The 16,092-nt window shown below is 63.9% G+C and carries 13 protein-coding genes and 1 riboswitch; all 13 genes read right to left on the bottom strand.

What is annotated here, in order from left to right:
* Window positions 1-87: 87 nt before the first annotated feature.
* Window positions 88-1,314 carry an ethanolamine utilization protein EutH gene (eutH, locus tag HUI96_RS10575; protein ID WP_188254623.1) on the bottom strand — a complete coding sequence of 409 codons (1,227 nt, stop codon included), beginning with the start codon at window positions 1,312-1,314 and terminating at the stop codon, window positions 88-90.
* A gap of 107 nt (window positions 1,315-1,421) precedes the next feature.
* Complete coding sequence (locus tag HUI96_RS10570; RefSeq protein WP_237684072.1) at window positions 1,422-3,881, bottom strand: GcvT family protein; 2,460 nt, start codon at window positions 3,879-3,881, stop codon at window positions 1,422-1,424.
* Complete coding sequence (locus HUI96_RS29350) at window positions 3,878-4,789, bottom strand: phosphotransferase family protein (protein WP_237684071.1); 912 nt, start codon at window positions 4,787-4,789, stop codon at window positions 3,878-3,880. Before HUI96_RS29350 ends, HUI96_RS10570 begins: the two co-directional genes overlap by 4 nt.
* A gap of 303 nt (window positions 4,790-5,092) precedes the next feature.
* Window positions 5,093-6,316 carry an NtaA/DmoA family FMN-dependent monooxygenase gene (locus HUI96_RS10565; RefSeq protein WP_188254621.1) on the bottom strand — a complete coding sequence of 408 codons (1,224 nt, stop codon included), beginning with the start codon at window positions 6,314-6,316 and terminating at the stop codon, window positions 5,093-5,095.
* 19 nt (window positions 6,317-6,335) lie between these two features.
* On the bottom strand, window positions 6,336-7,355 hold the full coding sequence (locus HUI96_RS10560) for an ABC transporter substrate-binding protein (protein WP_188254620.1): 1,020 nt from the start codon (window positions 7,353-7,355) through the stop codon (window positions 6,336-6,338).
* Window positions 7,352-8,116, bottom strand: a complete 765-nt coding sequence (locus HUI96_RS10555) for an ABC transporter ATP-binding protein (RefSeq protein ID WP_188254619.1) — start codon at window positions 8,114-8,116, stop codon at window positions 7,352-7,354. Before HUI96_RS10555 ends, HUI96_RS10560 begins: the two co-directional genes overlap by 4 nt.
* Complete coding sequence (locus HUI96_RS10550) at window positions 8,113-8,892, bottom strand: ABC transporter permease (RefSeq protein ID WP_188254618.1); 780 nt, start codon at window positions 8,890-8,892, stop codon at window positions 8,113-8,115. The genes HUI96_RS10555 and HUI96_RS10550 overlap by 4 nt, the downstream gene beginning before the upstream one ends.
* Window positions 8,893-8,920: 28 nt before the next feature.
* A complete protein-coding gene (locus HUI96_RS10545) occupies window positions 8,921-9,529 on the bottom strand; it encodes a YkoF family thiamine/hydroxymethylpyrimidine-binding protein (protein WP_188254617.1) in 609 nt (202 codons plus the stop codon).
* A riboswitch (TPP riboswitch) is annotated at window positions 9,520-9,632 on the bottom strand. Its footprint overlaps the gene before it by 10 nt.
* 263 nt (window positions 9,633-9,895) lie before the next feature.
* On the bottom strand, window positions 9,896-11,284 hold the full coding sequence (locus HUI96_RS10540) for a peptidase domain-containing ABC transporter (RefSeq protein WP_237684070.1): 1,389 nt from the start codon (window positions 11,282-11,284) through the stop codon (window positions 9,896-9,898).
* The gene (locus HUI96_RS29345; protein ID WP_237684069.1) at window positions 11,253-11,771 is read right to left on the bottom strand and encodes a cysteine peptidase family C39 domain-containing protein; all 519 of its coding nucleotides are present in this window, start codon (window positions 11,769-11,771) and stop codon (window positions 11,253-11,255) included. The genes HUI96_RS10540 and HUI96_RS29345 overlap by 32 nt, the downstream gene beginning before the upstream one ends.
* A 41-nt stretch (window positions 11,772-11,812) precedes the next feature.
* A complete protein-coding gene (locus tag HUI96_RS10535) occupies window positions 11,813-12,517 on the bottom strand; it encodes an HlyD family efflux transporter periplasmic adaptor subunit (protein ID WP_188254616.1) in 705 nt (234 codons plus the stop codon).
* Between the two features lie 58 nt (window positions 12,518-12,575).
* Window positions 12,576-12,833 (bottom strand): hypothetical protein, encoded by a 258-nt coding sequence (locus tag HUI96_RS10530; protein ID WP_188254615.1) that lies wholly within the window; start codon window positions 12,831-12,833, stop codon window positions 12,576-12,578.
* Between the two features lie 915 nt (window positions 12,834-13,748).
* Window positions 13,749-14,906: a helix-turn-helix transcriptional regulator gene (locus tag HUI96_RS10525; RefSeq protein WP_188254614.1), complete on the bottom strand. Its 1,158-nt coding sequence runs from the start codon at window positions 14,904-14,906 to the stop codon at window positions 13,749-13,751.
* Window positions 14,907-16,092 lie beyond the last annotated feature (1,186 nt).

Here is a 16,092-nt window from a genome sequence, read left to right as displayed (position 1 = left end):
CCGATCCGATAGACGGCCAAGCGGCGGGAGCATGCCCGCCGCTTCGCTCTTCAGTCCAGCCTCGAGATCGGGCACAGCAGGTGTGCCCTATTCCGCCGGGATCGGGTTCGCCGCAGCATTCGTCTTTGCCACCGCCAGTTCCTGGGCCTTGGGCACTGACAGCCACAGCGCCAGCATGAAGCCCGCAACTCCGCCGAGGAGTTTGCCGATCATCAGTGGCAGGATGACGGTCGGCTGGAAATTGGCCGTGAAGGCGAGATGGTCGCCGAAGGTGAAGGCAGCGCAAACCGCAAAGGCAATTGCCAGCACCTTGTCCTTCGCCCGCATCCTGCCGACCAGCCGGTACATTGCGAGGATGTTGGCACTCGCCGCCAGCAATCCCGCCGCGCCTTCTGGCGATACGCCGATGCGCGAGCCCAGCGCCTGCATCGGCCCGGCAAGATATTTGGTCAGCAGGTAGACCATAGGGAATGCGCCGGCCAGCATGATGCCGATGTAGCCCGCGATCTCCAGCGCCCGGAACTGGTCCTCGGCGTCGGCGATGATCGGATCGAAACCCCAGGAGCCGAACACAGTGCTGAAGAAGCCGGTGAAGTACTCGACGATCGACGTGACCAGAACCAGCGTGATGCCAGCATACATGACGCGGCCGAACCACAGGAAACCCTTGATCATCGCATCGGGCACGAAGCGCAGACCGAGCGCGATCGCCACGCAGAAGACGATCAGCGGGAAGAGGTTGCGCAGGATCTCTCCGATACCCATTGCCACCTGATGGGTGGCCTCGGCCGTGGTCGACACTTCGGCGCGCACTTCCAGCCCGGTTAGGGAAATCAGGGAAGCGGCGATGAACACACCGATGGGTATGCTCAGTATGCCGGACATGATGCCAAGCGCCATGTACTTGTGGTCCGACTTGTCGAGCATCGCCAGGCCGACCGGGATCGAGAAGATTATGGTGGCGCCGGACATGAAGCTGACGATGGCGGCGATCATCCAGGCGTCGCGCGAGCCGGCAAGCGCCTCGGCCAACTGATATCCGCCCATATCGCCGGCGATCAGCGTCGTTGCCGCTATCGACGGATCGGCTCCCACCATCGCAAACACCGGCCCGATGGCGAAGCGGATGAACTCCGAAAGATAGGGTATCGAGGCCATGATGCCGGCCACCGGAATGAAGATCGGGCCGATGGCGTGCAGCCCTTCGATGAATTCCTTGCCGAGCCCTTTTTCGGGATCCCGGATCGAGGCGATGGCCCCCGCGACCGCGCAGGCCATGATGATGTAGATGATAAACGTACCGATAGAAGCCATTTCCTGTCCCTCCCACTTGCGCGCAAGCAGCGCCTGGCATTCCCCTTTTGTCGTCCGGCAGGTCCTCCTCCTGGCCGGCTAACGGCATTTCACGATACGCGCTCCGATCAGGCTTTGACGCGATCTCCCTTCGGATCGTAGAGCGGCTCCATGTGGATCGTCGCCGCCACAGGATCGTTGGCGACGATCAGTTCGTAGTGTCCGGATGCAAGGAAGGCATCGTCGACGCCATCCGCATTGCGCACATAGCCAAAGCCGATCGGCTTGCTGGCGGTGTAGCCGAAGCCGCCGCTGGTGAGATATCCGACTGGCTCGCCATTGCGCAGGATCGTCTCGCGCCCGAGCAGCACCACATCCGGGTTGCTGGTCGTGAAGCCGGCGAGCCGTTTGGCGAGCGGCTTGCCCGCTGCGGCAAGGCAGGCCTCGCGGCCGATGAAGCCGGTGTCGCGCCCGAGCTTCACCGCCCAGCCGAGCCCGGCCTCGAGTGGATTGTCATTCGGGGTGATGTCGGAGCCCCAAGCCCGGTAGCCCTTTTCCAGCCGAAGCGACTCGATCGCGCGATAGCCCGTCGGCCGGATGCCGTGTGGCCTTCCCGCCTCCATCAGGGCATCGAACACATCCCCGGTGCCGGCGATCGGGACATGCAGTTCCCAGCCGAGTTCGCCGACATAGGTGACGCGCAGCGCACGCACCTTGTGCCCGGCGATCTCGATCTCGCGGACATGGCCGAAGGGGAACGCCTCATTGCCGACATCGGCATTGGTGACAGCGGTCAGCACGTCACGCGATCTTGGCCCCATCAGCGACAGCGTGCCGAACTCCTCAGTCACGTCCACAAGGCGCGTGTCGCCGCCGGCCGGCAGGTGCTCCTCGATCCAGGCGAAGTCGTGGGTGCGCGAGCCGGTGCCGGTGACGATGTAGAAGCGGTCCTCGGCAACGCGCGCGACCGTCAGGTCGCATTCGATGCCGCCGCGCGTGTTGAGGATCTGTGTGTAAGTCAGCCTGCCGACCGGCTTCGCGACGTGGTTGGCGCAAATCAGTTCCAGCGCGGCGGCGGCATCGCTCCCGGCAAGCTCGTATTTCGCGAAGGAGGATTGGTCGAACACGCCGACCTTTTCGCGCACGGCGGCATGCTCGTCGCCCACAGGCTCGAACCAGTTCTGCCGGCCCATGGAATAGGCGTCCTTCGGCACCATGCCCTGCGGCGCGAACCAGTTGGGTCGCTCCCAACCGAGCTTGGAGCCGAACACGGCGCGGTGTTTCTTCAGCCGCTCATAGAGCGGCGAGACGATGCGCGGCCGCCCGCTCTCATATTCCTCATGCGGGAAGGCGACGGTGTAGTGCTTGCCATAGGCTTCGAGCGTCCTCTCCTTCACCCATGCGCGGTCGCGGTGCAGCCCGGAGAAGCGGCGGATATCGACCACCCACAGGTCGAGCGGCGCCTCGCCCCGCGTCACCCATTCGGCCAGCACCCAGCCGGCCCCGCCGCCCGAAGCGATGCCGAAGGCGTTGAAGCCGGCGCCGACGAACATGTTGGGGCATTCGGGCGCGCGACCCAGAATGAAATTGCCGTCCGGGGTGAAGCTCTCCGGCCCATTGATCATCTGCTTGACGCCGACCTCGGCGAGTGCCGGCACGCGGGCGATTGCCTGCGTCAGATGCTGCTCGAAATGATCGTAGTCGTCGTCGAAGAGCTGGAACTCCCACTCGTCCGGCACGTCGCCGCCCACGAGCCCTGTGGCCCAGGACTGGGGGTTCGGCTCGTAGCCGCCCATGACCAGCCCGCCGACCTCCTCTTTGAAGTAAGTGCGTCTGTCGGGGTCGCGGATGGTCGGGGCATCGGACGAAAGCCCTTTCATCGTCTCGGTGACGATGTACTGGTGCTTGACGGGGTGCAACGGCACCGAGACGCCGGCCTTCGCGCCGATCTGGCGCGCCCACTGGCCGCCGCAGTTCACCACCTTCTCACAGGCGATGCGCCCCTGGTCTGTCTCGACCGCGGTGATGCGGCTGCCGTCCATGACGAAGCCTGTGACGCGCACCTTCTCGAACAGGCGCGCCCCATGGATGCGGGCGCCCTTGGCGAGCGACTGGGTGATGTCGGAAGGGCTCGCCTGCCCGTCGGTCGGCAGCCATGAGGCGCCGACCAGATCCGACGTATCCATCAGCGGCCACATGCGCTTCACCTCGTCGGGGCTGACGAGATGCATCTCCATGCCGAAGCTGCGCGCGGTGGTAGCGAGCCGGCGGAACTCGGTCCAGCGATCCTCGGTGGTGGCGAGGCGCAGGCAGCCGGTCATCTTCCAGCCGGTTTCCAGGCCGGTCTCCTCATGCAGCCGCTTGTAGAGGTCGACCGAATATTTCAGCACCCGCGTGATCGAAGCCGACGAACGAAGCTGGCCGATCAGCCCGGCGGCGTGCCATGTCGAGCCCGACGTGATCTGACCCTGCTCCAGCAGCACGACGTCGGCCTTGTGGTCGCGCGCAAGGTGGTAGGCCGTGGAGCAGCCGATGATGCCGCCGCCGATGACGACGATCTCGGCATGGGAAGGCAGGGTCTGGCTCATCGGCGGGCGTTTCCGTATCGGGAGCGGTAGGCATCGAGCGCCGTTTCGAGCCGGCGCAGGTTCTCGTGCGTGTAGGCGACGTAATCGGTGCCGGGCGCGTCGAGGTAGAGTTCCGACACCATGCTCCACATCGCCTCGCGCAGCAGCGAGGCGCATTGCATGGCGGCCAGCGAGCGCTGCAGCGCCTCGTCCGGGCTGCGGCCGAAATAGGCGGCAAGCAGCGCCTCCGATTCTTCGGCCGAAAAGCCTGCGTTGGAGGAAAGGCCGGCCAGATCGAACATCGCGGTCGAGAAGCCCGCATATTCGAAGTCGATCAGCCAGAGACGCTCGCCGTCGTCGAGGAAGTTCGCTGGCAGCAGGTCGTTGTGGCCGAAGACGATGGGAAGCGGCGTCTGCGCGGCCTCGAGTTCGTCTGCCATTTCGAGATAGGCAGGCAGATGCTCGACCATCCGGCTTCCGCCCTGGCGCAACGTCCGGGCATAGTCGCGGACGACGTGGAACGGCCAGAACATGAAGCCGGGGCCGGACACATGATGCGGCATCTGGTGGTGGAACGCGCGCACGATCGCCGCAATCCGCTGGATGTTGGCGCGCACATCAGCTTCCGCATAGGTCCGCGCATTCAGGTACCGACAGACCATGACGCCGGGTTCCGCATACTCCACCGCCGGCGCGAACGACGCCTTCTCAGCGGCCTGCGCCGTCATCAGCTCACGGTCACGCAGCACGTGATGGAATGGATAGTCTTCGCCAAGGCGAACGACGTGGCCTCCCGCGCCGTCGACGACCAGCCAGCTTTCGTTGCTGATGCCGCCCATCAGCGGGCTGATCTCGATCGGGCCGCTCCAGATCGGCAGAGCCTCGATCTGCGCGGCACGCTCCGCCGTTATCTTGCGGACCTCCGACATGTTTCCCCCCGTAGCGTCACGCCTGCTACTACAAGTGGCAGGATCAGGTCGATGCGGCGACGAGTCAACTGGTCATGTGACCGTTTTTGCGGTGTCGAGAGCAGAAAACAGGCAAGAGCAGTCAAAGATCGGCGACGTCCGCTTTCAGGCGGCAGCAGATGCGGGCTCAACGACCGACATCGGGCGCAAAGTTCCCGAAAGTCTCACGGCCCGGAACTGTATTTGGCATCCTGTTGCTCGCAGCATTCCAAACGATGTGCACACTGGTGCCTGCGCCCCTCCGATCCCGGTTTGCTTTCAGACCTATATTTTCAATACAGGCATCACGTGTTCGATGAAGCGCTTCATATCGCCGGGCAGAACCGGAAACATCACGTTGAAGCCGTCCGCCGCACCTGTTTCGAACCATTCCTGGATGCGGTTGGCGATGTCGGCGCCAGTGCCCACAGCCAGCAGGTGTCCGCGCCCGCATGCAAGTCGCGCTAGCAATTGGCGTACGCTTAGATCCTCGCGCTGGGCGATGGCGGTCAGAACTGCCACGCGGCTCTGGCTCGCCTGATTGCCAGCGTCATGCCTAATGCCAGCGGGCAGTGGCGCATCCAGATCGACCTGTGCAAGGTCGATGCTGAGGAATTCCGATCCTTTGGCGATCAGATGATCGAGCACGGCAAAGCTGTTGAGCTCCGCCAGACGCGCTTCCGCCTCCGCCCGTGTCGCAGCCGCGACGGGTACAATGCCCGGCAGTACGCGGATACTGGCTGGATCGCGCCCCGCATGGGATGCGCGTGCCTTGATGTCGTTGTAGAAGTCGCGGGCATCGCTCAGATTGGACTGCACGGTGAAAACGATGTCCGCACGGGCTGCCGCAAAGGCGCGGCCAGCTTCCGATGAGCCGGCCTGCGCCAGCACCGGACGCCCTCGCGGTGGACGCGGGACATTGAGCGGGCCAGCCGTGCGCACGTAAGGTCCTGCGTGACCGACACGCCGGATCTTCGATGGGTCGAGGTACTGGCCGCTCTTCTGGTCTGCGATCTTCGCATCGGCATCCCAACTGTCCCACAGCGCGAGCACGGCATCCACGACATCGGCAGCGCGGGCATAGCGCTCAGCATGATCGGGCATCGAATCGAGGCCGAAGTTCAGAGCTTCAAGGAGGTTGGAGGACGTGACGATATTCCATCCCGCCCGGCCGCCGCTGATATGATCAAGGGAGGCGAAGCGCCGCGCGAGGTGGAAGGGATGATCGAAGGTGGTCGAGGCCGTCGCGATCAGGCCGATCCGTGACGTCACCGATGCCAGGGCCGACATGATCACGATCGGATCCAGCGCGTCCGACAAGTGCTTGTCGGCACCGCCTTGCAAAGCCAGCACATCGCCCAGAAACAGAGCATCGAAACCGGCTTCCTCCGCCCGCGTCGCCAGGTCCGTCCAGAACGACAGCTTGGTTAGCGCATGCGGGTCACTTTCAGGCATGCGCCAGGCGGCCTCGTGGCTGCCCAGCCCATAGATGACCGCGTTGAGCTGCATCCGAGAAGGGGCCGCCCGATCAGCCATCGCCAAGGAATTCGTTGGAGAACCAGTTAGTGAAATCCGGCCGTGCCTCGAGCGGCGCGCCGTCGCTGTCGCGCAGAATCCCGGCTGAGAACAGGAAGCCGCCGATGGCCTCGACCTTGGCCGGATCGATGGTCCCGACGTTGCCGTCATTGCGCGCCAGATAGTTTCCGTCCACCAGCGCCTTCAGCGAGGCGCGGATAAGCGCCGGATCGGTGAGCATGTCCTTGTTGGCGTCGACCAGGACGCGAGCGGCTTCGTCCTGGTTCTCGACGGCAAAGGCATAGCCGCGTCGCGTCGCCTGCACGAAGGCTCGCGCGGTTTGCGGGTGAGCGGCGAGATAGGCCTTGCTGGACGCCAGGAAGGTGGTGTGCTGGTCCGGCACGCCATGATCCGCGTAGCGGAAGGCACGCTGCGGCCTGTTCTCCAGTTCCGCCTTGACGCCCTCCCAGGTGTAGACTTCGAGCGTGAAGTCTACGGCACCGCTGGCGAGCGCCTCATAGGCGGAGGTGCCGAGCGTCAAGGTCTCGAACGTTCCCTCCCCGCCGTCATTGCGGATCAGCGTGCTGATCAGCGTCTTTTCCCAATCGCTGCCGAAGCCGCCATAGATCAGCCCGTCCAGATCCCGGGGGCGCATTATGTCGTCGCGGTCGGCATTGAAGACGAGCCGGCCCGTTTCGGTCTGAACGACGGCGTAGATCGCCTTGAGGTCTGCCCCGGCCGCCTTTTGCGTGAAGAAGCCGAGTGCCCCGGCAATGCCGAAATCCGCGACCCGACTGCTGATCAGCGTGCCGGCGCTGGTGTCGCCATAAGGAAGGATGTCGACGTCGAGACCTGCCTCGGCATAGAAGCCTTTGTCGCGCGCGACATAGAGGCCGATATGGTTGGTGTTGGGCGTCCAGTCGAGCGCGACCGTGACCTTGGTCGATGGCTTCTGCGCGCTGGCCTTGGTGGCCCAGGCAGTGCCGGCGGCCAGGCCCAGCAGCAGCGCGCCACGGCGATCGATCCGAATCATGGTTTGTCTCCTGCGAAAGTCTGGCCTGTGAACAGCATGTCCAGAAGGTTCGCCTCGATAGCGCTGGCCTCCTGAAAGCCTGCGGCGCGGGGGCGCGGCAGCGGTACCCGGATTTCGTGCAGCACCTGCGCAGGCCGCGCTGACAGGACATAGATGCGGTCCGACAGGTACACGGCCTCGCGCACGTCATGGGTGATCAGCAAGGCGGTCCAGCGATGGCGCTTCCACATTGCTTCGAGCCAGCGCTGCATGCTGGTGCGGGTGAGCGCATCGAGCGCACCGAACGGCTCGTCGAGAAGCAGCATCTCGCGATCCTGCACCACCGTGCGCAGGAGGGCGGCGCGCTGCCGCATGCCGCCCGAAAGTTGTGCCGGATAGTGCCTCTCGAAGCCCTGCAGCCCGAAATCGGCGAGCAATGGCAATACCCTGCCGCGCGCCTTGGCGCGGCTCATGCCCTGCACTTCGAGGCCGAGCGTCGCATTGTCCAGGATGTTTCGCCACGGCATCAGCGCGTCGCGCTGCGGCATGAAGGCGAAGCGGCCTTCGCCTGCGGCAAGCGGCGTGCCGTCGAAGCGGATCGTTCCGCGATCGGGCCGGATCCCGCCGATCAAGAGCTGGAAGAGCGTCGACTTGCCGGCGCCGGAGGGACCGAGAATGGAGACGAACTCGCCCTCGCGCACATGCAAGTCGATGCCGTCCAGCACCTGTGTCTGGCCGAAAGCCTTGGTGATGCCCTCGAGTTGCAGGCGCGGCGGGCTCATCGCGCCGCCGCCTGTTCGAAACGTATCCAGGGCATGGCCAAGCGCTGGATGAGCGCTGTCATACCAAACAGGATCAGCGTCAGCGTTGCGCTGACAGCGACGGCGGCCAGCACGAGATCTGGCCGGAAGTTGTTCTTGGCGTTAAGGATATAGATGCCGAGGCCGCGTGCTGCGCCGGAATATTCGGCGAAGATTGCACCCACCACCGCATAGGTAATGGAAATCCTCAAACCCGCGAAGAACAAGGGGAGCGCTGACGGCAGCCGTGCAAGCCGGAAGGCACGCCAACGGCTTGCCCCCATCGCATGCAGGAGCAACGCGATCTCCTGTTCCGTTGCCTGATAGCCCTGAACCAGAGCCACCAGCATGGGGAAGAAGGTGACCAGCGCGACCAGCATGATCTTGGGCATGAGGCCGAAGCCGAACCACAGCACCACCAGGGGTGCGATCGCGACCAGCGGCAGAGTCTGGCTGATGATGAACACGGGAAACAGGGCGCGCCGCAACGGCCGCGAGAAATCCATGACGATCGACAGAAGGAACGCGGCCGTCAGCGAACAGGAAAAGCCGAGGAGCGTTGCGCGTATGGTCGGCACGGAATTGTCGAGCAAGGCTTGGCGGTGAATCCAGGCCTGTTGTGCAATGCGCGCCGGTGAAGGCAGCAGGGTCGGACTCAGGCCTGACAGATCGACATAGAGCTGCCACGCAGCGAGCAGGAATCCAATGGCAAGCGCCGCTGGCCATACCCTGGCAAAAAACGAGGATTGTTTCGGCATGGAAAACTCCGCGCGACGACAGCGCGGATCAGCGAGCGGTGGGGCTGTTTGCCGAAACGGTGAGATCGAGCGCCAGATGGCCTTCAGGTGAGCCGAAGCGCAAAAAGGCTTCGCTCAAGGTGGCAAAGACCGGCCCGGCATCTCCTCGCAGGGTGGTGCAGAAGTTCTTCGACTTGCCGAAGACGCCCGAGCGCTTCAGGAAGTCGATGCAGCCATAGATCTCGTCCATGTGGTGGCCAGCGCCGAGCGGGTAGAGCGAAAGCTGGGCTGCGACGTCCTGACCGATCCGGGTTGCGCCGGTCGCCGCCCGTAGGGCCCCATCGATCCGTCGGCCAAGCGGCATCTCGGTACTGCGGTTCCCGATCGGCGTGCAGATCGGATCGTCCGGCTCGCCGGGACAGCCCCGAGACACGGTGGCATGCAGCACACAGTGGACGCTGTTGCGGGAGGCGGCGACATGAAGATCGCGCATGGCCGGGAAGAGCTCTTCCGGCGGGCCAACCAGCAGTGTCGAGATGTCGTCGGTCTCGATGCGGAAGCGTTCCCGGTAAGGATCAAGAGCCGACAGACTGCCAAGGATGATGCGGACAAAGTCGTCCGCCATCGGATACAAGGAAACTTGCGCGCCAGAAAACATGATCCGCCTCGCTCCGCTGGTATTACCCAGATCAGCTTAAGGGTTTCGCGGCTTCGCGCTGCGCTCTCAGCCCCGGCGATACGGAGCACCCCTGTGGTGAGCGGGCGTAGAGCACGATTCGGAAGGACCCGCAAGCGGCGAACTTTGTCTGCCGGCATCGGCGCAGACAGGGACCGACAAGCTCGGAGCCGCATTGCCTGCTTTCAAGTTGAGGCAAAGTTTGCCTCATGACTGCGGCGCGTTGCCGATTGGCAAGCTTTCGGCCGCAAGCAGAACGGCAGCTTCTTTTGCCGGAACTGTAGAAGCAGGCGTCCGTCATTGCACAGTCTTACTGCTGAAGACGCAGGCGTCCCGGAGGGGAACCCGTCAGTGCGGCGGCGTGAAGGGGACAGCTTCCCGTTCCCCGCCGCCGAACCCGTTATTCGTCCGCCCGCATCCTTCGCCTGTCCTCCACTCGGGCCGGACGGAGCCAGACACTGCGATCTCCCCCGGCGTTCCGCGGAGGCTCACGGTCTGCCCGACATGCAAGATCCCGTCGATGCCCGCCATCGTCTCCAGCCGATGGGTCACGCTGATCCTCGTGATACGGAGCCCTTTCAAGCTCTCGTTGATGTGTCTCTCGTTGTCCATGTCGAGGTGGGCCGTACCCTCGTCCAGGAGTAGGATCCTTGGCCGCCTGTACAGGGCGCGGGCCAGCAGCACACGCTGCTTCTGGCCGCCGGAGAGCGAGCTTCCCATGTCGCCGATGAGGGTGTTGTAGGCCATCGGCATCGCCATGATCTCCTCGTGGATGCGGGCGGTCCTCGCGCATTCGATCATCCGCTCACGGTCGAACTCCGGATCGAAGAAACAGAGGTTGTCCGCGACCGAGCCGGACAGGAGTTGATCCTCCTGCATCACGGCGCCAACCTGCTCGCGATATGCCCGTGGCCCGATCACCGGGAGGGGGATGCCGTCGATCAGGACCTCCCCGCTGGTCGGCTCGAACAGCCCGAGCATGATCTTGGCGAGGGTCGTCTTGCCGCCGCCCGACGGCCCCATCATTGCAATGAACTGGCCAGGTTCGACCGCTATGTTGACGTTCTCCAGGATGAGCGGCTCGGTGTCGGCATAGCGGAAGCACACGTTTCGCAACTCAATGCGGCCCTCGATCGCACGCGCGTAGGCAAGAGGCCTGTCCTGCCCGCGCTCAGGCGCGGCAAGCGCGATGTCGGCGAGGCGCTCGAGGTGCAGGCCGAGAATCCGGAACTCGAGCGCCTTTTCGACCAGCGTTATCGCCTTGACTGAGAAGTGCCCCTTATAGCTCATGAAGGCGAAAATCATCCCAACCGTGAGGGCGTTGTCGAGCGCGAGGCCGGCTGCGAGATAGATGACGATGATGTTCTCGAGCCCGAAGATGATGTCGTTGAGGGTCCTGAACGTCACCCAAGCGCGTCCAAGTCGCACGTTGGCATTCACCAGGTCGGCGTATCGGTTGAGCCACTGGCCCTCGCGCTCGTCCTCCCGGTTGAACAGCTTCAGGGTCTGGATCGCCCGGATTGTCTCGATGAAGGTCGAGTTCTCCAGCGCCTTGCTCCGGATCGCCGCATCGGTGCGTTCCCATAGCAGCGAAAACAGGGCGAGGCGCACGGCCGCATACAGAGCGACCGCGAGCAGGACGATGGTCGCGAGCATCCTGCTGTAGACGAAGATCATCGTCAGCGTCGCGACCGCCATCACCCCGTCAATGATGCCCGTGATTGCCCAGGAGCTCAAGGACGAACGACAGTGCTAGGATCTGCACCAACGCATGAGGGGCACCCCGTAGGTGCCCCCAAAAAGTCCGGAGCGGCAGCCGCGTCCGCTCGTCCTTGGCCGTGAAGGCTGCCGTCGGCCACAGCTCGACGGCGACGCCGGTGAGGTGCTTCGATGCCGCGTCAAGGGAATAGCGCCTCTCGCCCGAGCCGGGATCGTGGATCACGATTCCCTTTTGCGTGACCGCCTTGAGCACCACGAAGTGGTCAAGGTCCCAATGCGCGATCGCAGGCAGGCGAAGTTGCGGCAGGTGGCCGAGTTCGAAGCGCACCGACCGACAGGCGAGGTGCAACTGCGCGGCGATCTGAGTGAGACCGAGCAGGGTCACGCCCTTTAACGAGACAGGGAAGCGGCGGCGGAGCGTGTTCAGGTCGATCCTGTGGCCATGGTACGACGCGACCATAGCTAGGCAGGCGATGCCGCATTCCGTGGCTTCCGTCTGAATCATGACCGGAAGGCGCCGTCGGCCAGTGAAGTTGAGGAGCGGGTTCATGTGCGTGCGCTGAGAAGCGGATCGAGCAGCCACTTCATGAGTGAGCGCTTCTCCAGGATGATGTCTGCCTTGAGTAGCATCCCGGGCTGGAGCGGCACCTTTTGCCCATAGGCGTCGATGTCCGGTCGATCGAGGGCCGCCGTAACCCGGTACACGGATTCCTTTAGCGGGATCGGCACGGCAAGATCGGAGGGGATCAGGATCGTCCGCGAGACCTGGACGGTGTGCCCGCTGTACGTCCCGAAGCTCTGGTAGGGGAACGCATCGTAAAGGAGGCGGACAGGCTGGCCGATACGGACGAAGCCGATCGCGCGGGTCGGCACGAACAGCTCGGCCTGGAGCTGGGCATCCGTCGGCATGATGGCGAGCAACAGCAAGCGGGGGTCCGCGGTTTCGCCGGGTGTTGCGTGAAGCGATGCGACGCGGCCGGCCGTCGGGGAACGGATCACGTAGGCGCGGCGGCCGTTGATCTCGGCAATGTGCTGCTCCGTAGCAGAGAACTCGTTGCGCAGGAGTTGGACCTTGTCGGCGATGGTGGCCGGGACCTCCTCAAGGGAGTACCGCGTCTCGGCAAGCTGGCCCTGGCGGGCGGCGATCTGCTGGCGGAGGGCGGTCAGGCCCTGCCTCTGCTCCACAAGCGTCTCCTGCCGCCGCTTGAGTTCGAGTTCGGACATGATGCCCTTGGCGCTGAGCTTGGCCACGGGCGCGACCATGGCTTCGGAGAGGCGGATTCGCTCCGCCTGGAACTCAACCTGCTCGTCAAGCCCGGACCGCGCCCTGCCGCGGCGCGACGATCCGCACGGTGCCGGTGGCCGGGGTCAAATATCCGCTGACGGTCTCCTTGCGGGAGTACTGCGCAAGAGCGAGGAACACAACGATGAGTGCGACGAGCGCCACCGCCGACCACGCCATGATCCTGGTCGAGACCGGTTGAAGCAGGACGACCTCGCCCCATTGCCGGCCGTTCTGCTCGAACTCGATGACTTCTGGCCGGAAGAGCTGACGCACTAGTGTCACGGCAATGCTCCAGGGCTGGGCGGGGTGCGATGCGGCGATCCCTGAAAACCTCAAACGCCACCCGAGCCTCTTTCCGTTCGGAGACAGGTCTTTTTGACCGAGGACTCATTGCCGAAGATGTCGGTTGAGTCCATTTGGTACCGTGATCGACAGGTACGCACCTGATTAGTGGGCAGCGGCGAGTTCGAGACTCCTGACGTTGCGGCAACATCAGGCCTGTTAGGCTGGGGCGTGTGGCTTCTCGCGGCGCTAGTCCCGCGAGCCACCTGCTATCACCTCACGAAGTTCGTTGTTCGAATCCGATCACCTCAATTCATGGGGGGCGAGCGCTTTGGCTCCGTTACCTCGATCCGATCACCGATACGTGTGATTTCAAAGGTTAGGGCCTCGACACCTGCCACTTGCGGGGCGGAAAGAATCACCCGCTGGCCGGGGAGCAGTGTCGACATCAAGCGGACTGGGGTCGCGTCTGGACCAGAGGCTAAAGTGGCAACCAGACTGTAGCCATCGCTCTCGACTGTGTAGTACGCGGTTCCCGAGACCCTACCCAGATCGATGCTTGCGCCTTCGATTGGTTGCAGGTCGGCAGCGAGAGCGCCACCGGGGAGGAAGACGGCCGTCCCAATGATCGCGCCAGAAAACCAGTGCATGGCAGACCTCTTTTTTCAGGGCTCGCAACAGGGCACGTGCCCGACGCAGGTGCGCGCGGCTCGGCCTAAAGCCGGCATCGACTGGAATGTGCCAGTTCGTGTTTCGGCCTTTGCCTCCATGCCCGCAAGATTTCGCGTATTACGGCTGATTATCCGGCGCGGGACCGGCGCTGGCATTTCCCAAATGGGAACAGAATGGAAATATTGTCCGGTCTGGTTTGATCGAACTATTGCCTGGGCCGGTCTGTCGCCCTCAGCGGGCTCCTCATCCGGATTGCGGCCCAGGTGAGGAGGGTCTGTTTCGGGGAGGTGCGAACATCTGGAGCTTCGTGACCAGCACCGACAGCTCACTCTGGCGTGCAATGTTGAGCTTGGAGAAGGCGCGCTTCAATACGGTGCGCGCACTGCCTTCGGTGATGCCGATGCGCTCGGCTGCATCCCTGGGGGGCAGGCCGCTGCCCACGAGTTCGGACAGGCGCGCCTCGCCCTGCGTGAGGCCCAGTAGCACCAGACTATCCAGGACACTCTTGGCGGAGGTCGCCCCGACTTCGTTCAGGAGCAGCATGGCCCCTCCCGAGCCGACGGTGAGGCCCTGCGGGCAATTGGTCTCACCCAAGCGCACTGGGACCCCTTGCACGAACAGGGCCGAGCGCCCAGGCTGTCCGGAGAGGGTCACAGGACCGGGCAGCGAGCCCACTCCGGGTAGCAGGCAGGCGGCGATTAGACGATCAAGAGCGACTTGCTCCGAGGCCCTGGTGGCGAGGAGGCGGCCGCGCTGGATGGTGATGCCATCCCCGAGAAGCCTCCGCGCCGCCTCGTTGACGAAGGTGGATCCGCCCCGCTGGTCGAGGAAGATCACGCCGCAGTCCAGTCGCTCCATGCCCAAGGTCAACTCAGTATTCATCAATTTCGCTTCGGCGAGCCTTGCGGTGATCGCCAGCGCTCGTTCGGCATGCCCCGCCAGGAGCGCAAAGCGCTCCATCTCAATGGCTTCGAAGGTGCCTTTCCGGTGATCACCCTGCACGCTGATCGCGACGCGACAACCAGGGTGGGGATCGAACACACAGGCCAGGAAGCCGCCGAGCCGGTGTTGGCGACGGAATTCCTGATAGAAGGGGTCGCGAGCCATCTCCTCGGGCGTAAAGACATCGGCGTCGGTCCAGACCCGCGTCGGACCGAGCCTCCCGATGCGGGCAGCCCCGGCATCGAGTTGCCACCATTCGCGTTCGTATTCCTCGGCAGCCTCCCGCAGGTTGGGCGAAACGCCAATGGCCATCGTTCGAACATCCGCCAGCGGGACCATGACCGTCCCAAGCCCGCCGACTGCTCGCGCGATATGATGGAGCGCTTCAGGCCACCGTTCCAACTCCAGGGACGCGGCATAGAGGCAATCGATGGCAGCGAAAAGCTCTGCCTCGGTCATCCTGCTCTCCAATGCGCTTGCGCGGCATCCCTCGCTCAGGCCGGGTACACCCCTGCCTTCACGAATGCTTAGCCGCATCGGGCCGCGCCGTCGGCGGGCCTGCGTCCTTGGTATCGTCCTCGAAGAAGCGCGGGAACGTGGCCTGCGCTACGAAACGCCTTCGCCTGTTGGAAAAAGGGATGTACGCGCGTCCAAGAGGCGGATCCCGCAAATGGATTAGCGGAAGCGAGAGTGCGCACGCTACAGACTTTAGTCTGTCCATCGGCTCCTCCCTCGGGGTACGCAACCACTCGGTTCAGGAGCGAACTCGGCAAAGGTGCCGATCAAAAGCGGCTCGTCGGGAGCCAGAGATCAACGCAAGGACGTGGCTTCAGTGAAGAGGATAAGCCGCGTCGCTGGGCTGTCAAGCGGCGGCGGCGTGCCTCCATGATCGTTGATCGTGAGGTATGTTCAAAACTCGGCGGTAACGGGTCGCCCAGTCCGAGTGGGTGCCACGCTGCCCACACAGAACAAGCCGATGATGCCCGTGGGCGGCTGTCAGGCATTGGCCTTGCCGTTCCCCAGTTCCTGCACAGAACCGCGCAGCAGGCGATAGAGGCCGAATACGGGACGGCAACCTTTGCAAGCGTGATCGAGGTACTCCGTGGTCCAGCAGAGAGGAACTGAATTGCCATGGCTTATGATTAAAGGGTCGGAGCGAGCGGTCCGCCGATGACTGCGGAGGCTGGCTTCTGGCGCGACTATGACCGCTCGCGAGATCGCCCGGCGATGTCTGCTTCCAGGAAGCGGTGAAGCTGATCTCTACGGCAGAAATTCGGGCGCAAAGCTGCCTTCCCCTCCACCTTGCGGCGGGCGCAACAACCCTCACCTCCAGAAGGATAGGTCCACAAGGGCGTCAGTTCCTCTTAGCCCAAGGATTCGACGATGCGGTCGTCACCACGGGGCGGTCTCCTCCCGCTAAAGGGCTTGCCGACGGATGCAACCCGAGGGCGAATGACCGCGTGGCTGCACGAACAGCGCTCCGTTCGGCGCGCGAAGACCTCGTCGCCTTCCTGAAGGGCTGAAAGGCCAGTGAAGCCGTTTCGCAATCCCTATATATTGGCGGACAACCCAGACTGAGGAGGTACGGATGAGTATCGCCAACGAACGCGCAGTGCTTGCCGGCGGCTGCTTTTGGGGGATGCAG

The organism is Pseudaminobacter soli (ex Zhang et al. 2022), from assembly GCF_014595955.1.
Taxonomy (GTDB): Bacteria; Pseudomonadota; Alphaproteobacteria; order Rhizobiales; family Rhizobiaceae; genus Kumtagia; species Kumtagia pseudosoli.
This window is presented reverse-complemented; position numbering and strand designations above follow the sequence as displayed.

Coding starts and splice junctions, on each gene's coding strand:
- HUI96_RS10570 (WP_237684072.1), bottom strand. CDS start 3,881: ATGAGCCAGACCCTGCCTTCCCATGCCGAGATCGTCGTCATCGGCGGC.
- HUI96_RS29350 (WP_237684071.1), bottom strand. CDS start 4,789: ATGTCGGAGGTCCGCAAGATAACGGCGGAGCGTGCCGCGCAGATCGAG.
- HUI96_RS10565 (WP_188254621.1), bottom strand. CDS start 6,316: ATGCAGCTCAACGCGGTCATCTATGGGCTGGGCAGCCACGAGGCCGCC.
- HUI96_RS10550 (WP_188254618.1), bottom strand. CDS start 8,892: ATGCCGAAACAATCCTCGTTTTTTGCCAGGGTATGGCCAGCGGCGCTT.
- HUI96_RS10560 (WP_188254620.1), bottom strand. CDS start 7,355: ATGATTCGGATCGATCGCCGTGGCGCGCTGCTGCTGGGCCTGGCCGCC.
- eutH (WP_188254623.1), bottom strand. CDS start 1,314: ATGGCTTCTATCGGTACGTTTATCATCTACATCATCATGGCCTGCGCG.
- HUI96_RS29345 (WP_237684069.1), bottom strand. CDS start 11,771: ATGATTCAGACGGAAGCCACGGAATGCGGCATCGCCTGCCTAGCTATG.
- HUI96_RS10525 (WP_188254614.1), bottom strand. CDS start 14,906: ATGACCGAGGCAGAGCTTTTCGCTGCCATCGATTGCCTCTATGCCGCG.
- HUI96_RS10545 (WP_188254617.1), bottom strand. CDS start 9,529: ATGTTTTCTGGCGCGCAAGTTTCCTTGTATCCGATGGCGGACGACTTT.
- HUI96_RS10555 (WP_188254619.1), bottom strand. CDS start 8,116: ATGAGCCCGCCGCGCCTGCAACTCGAGGGCATCACCAAGGCTTTCGGC.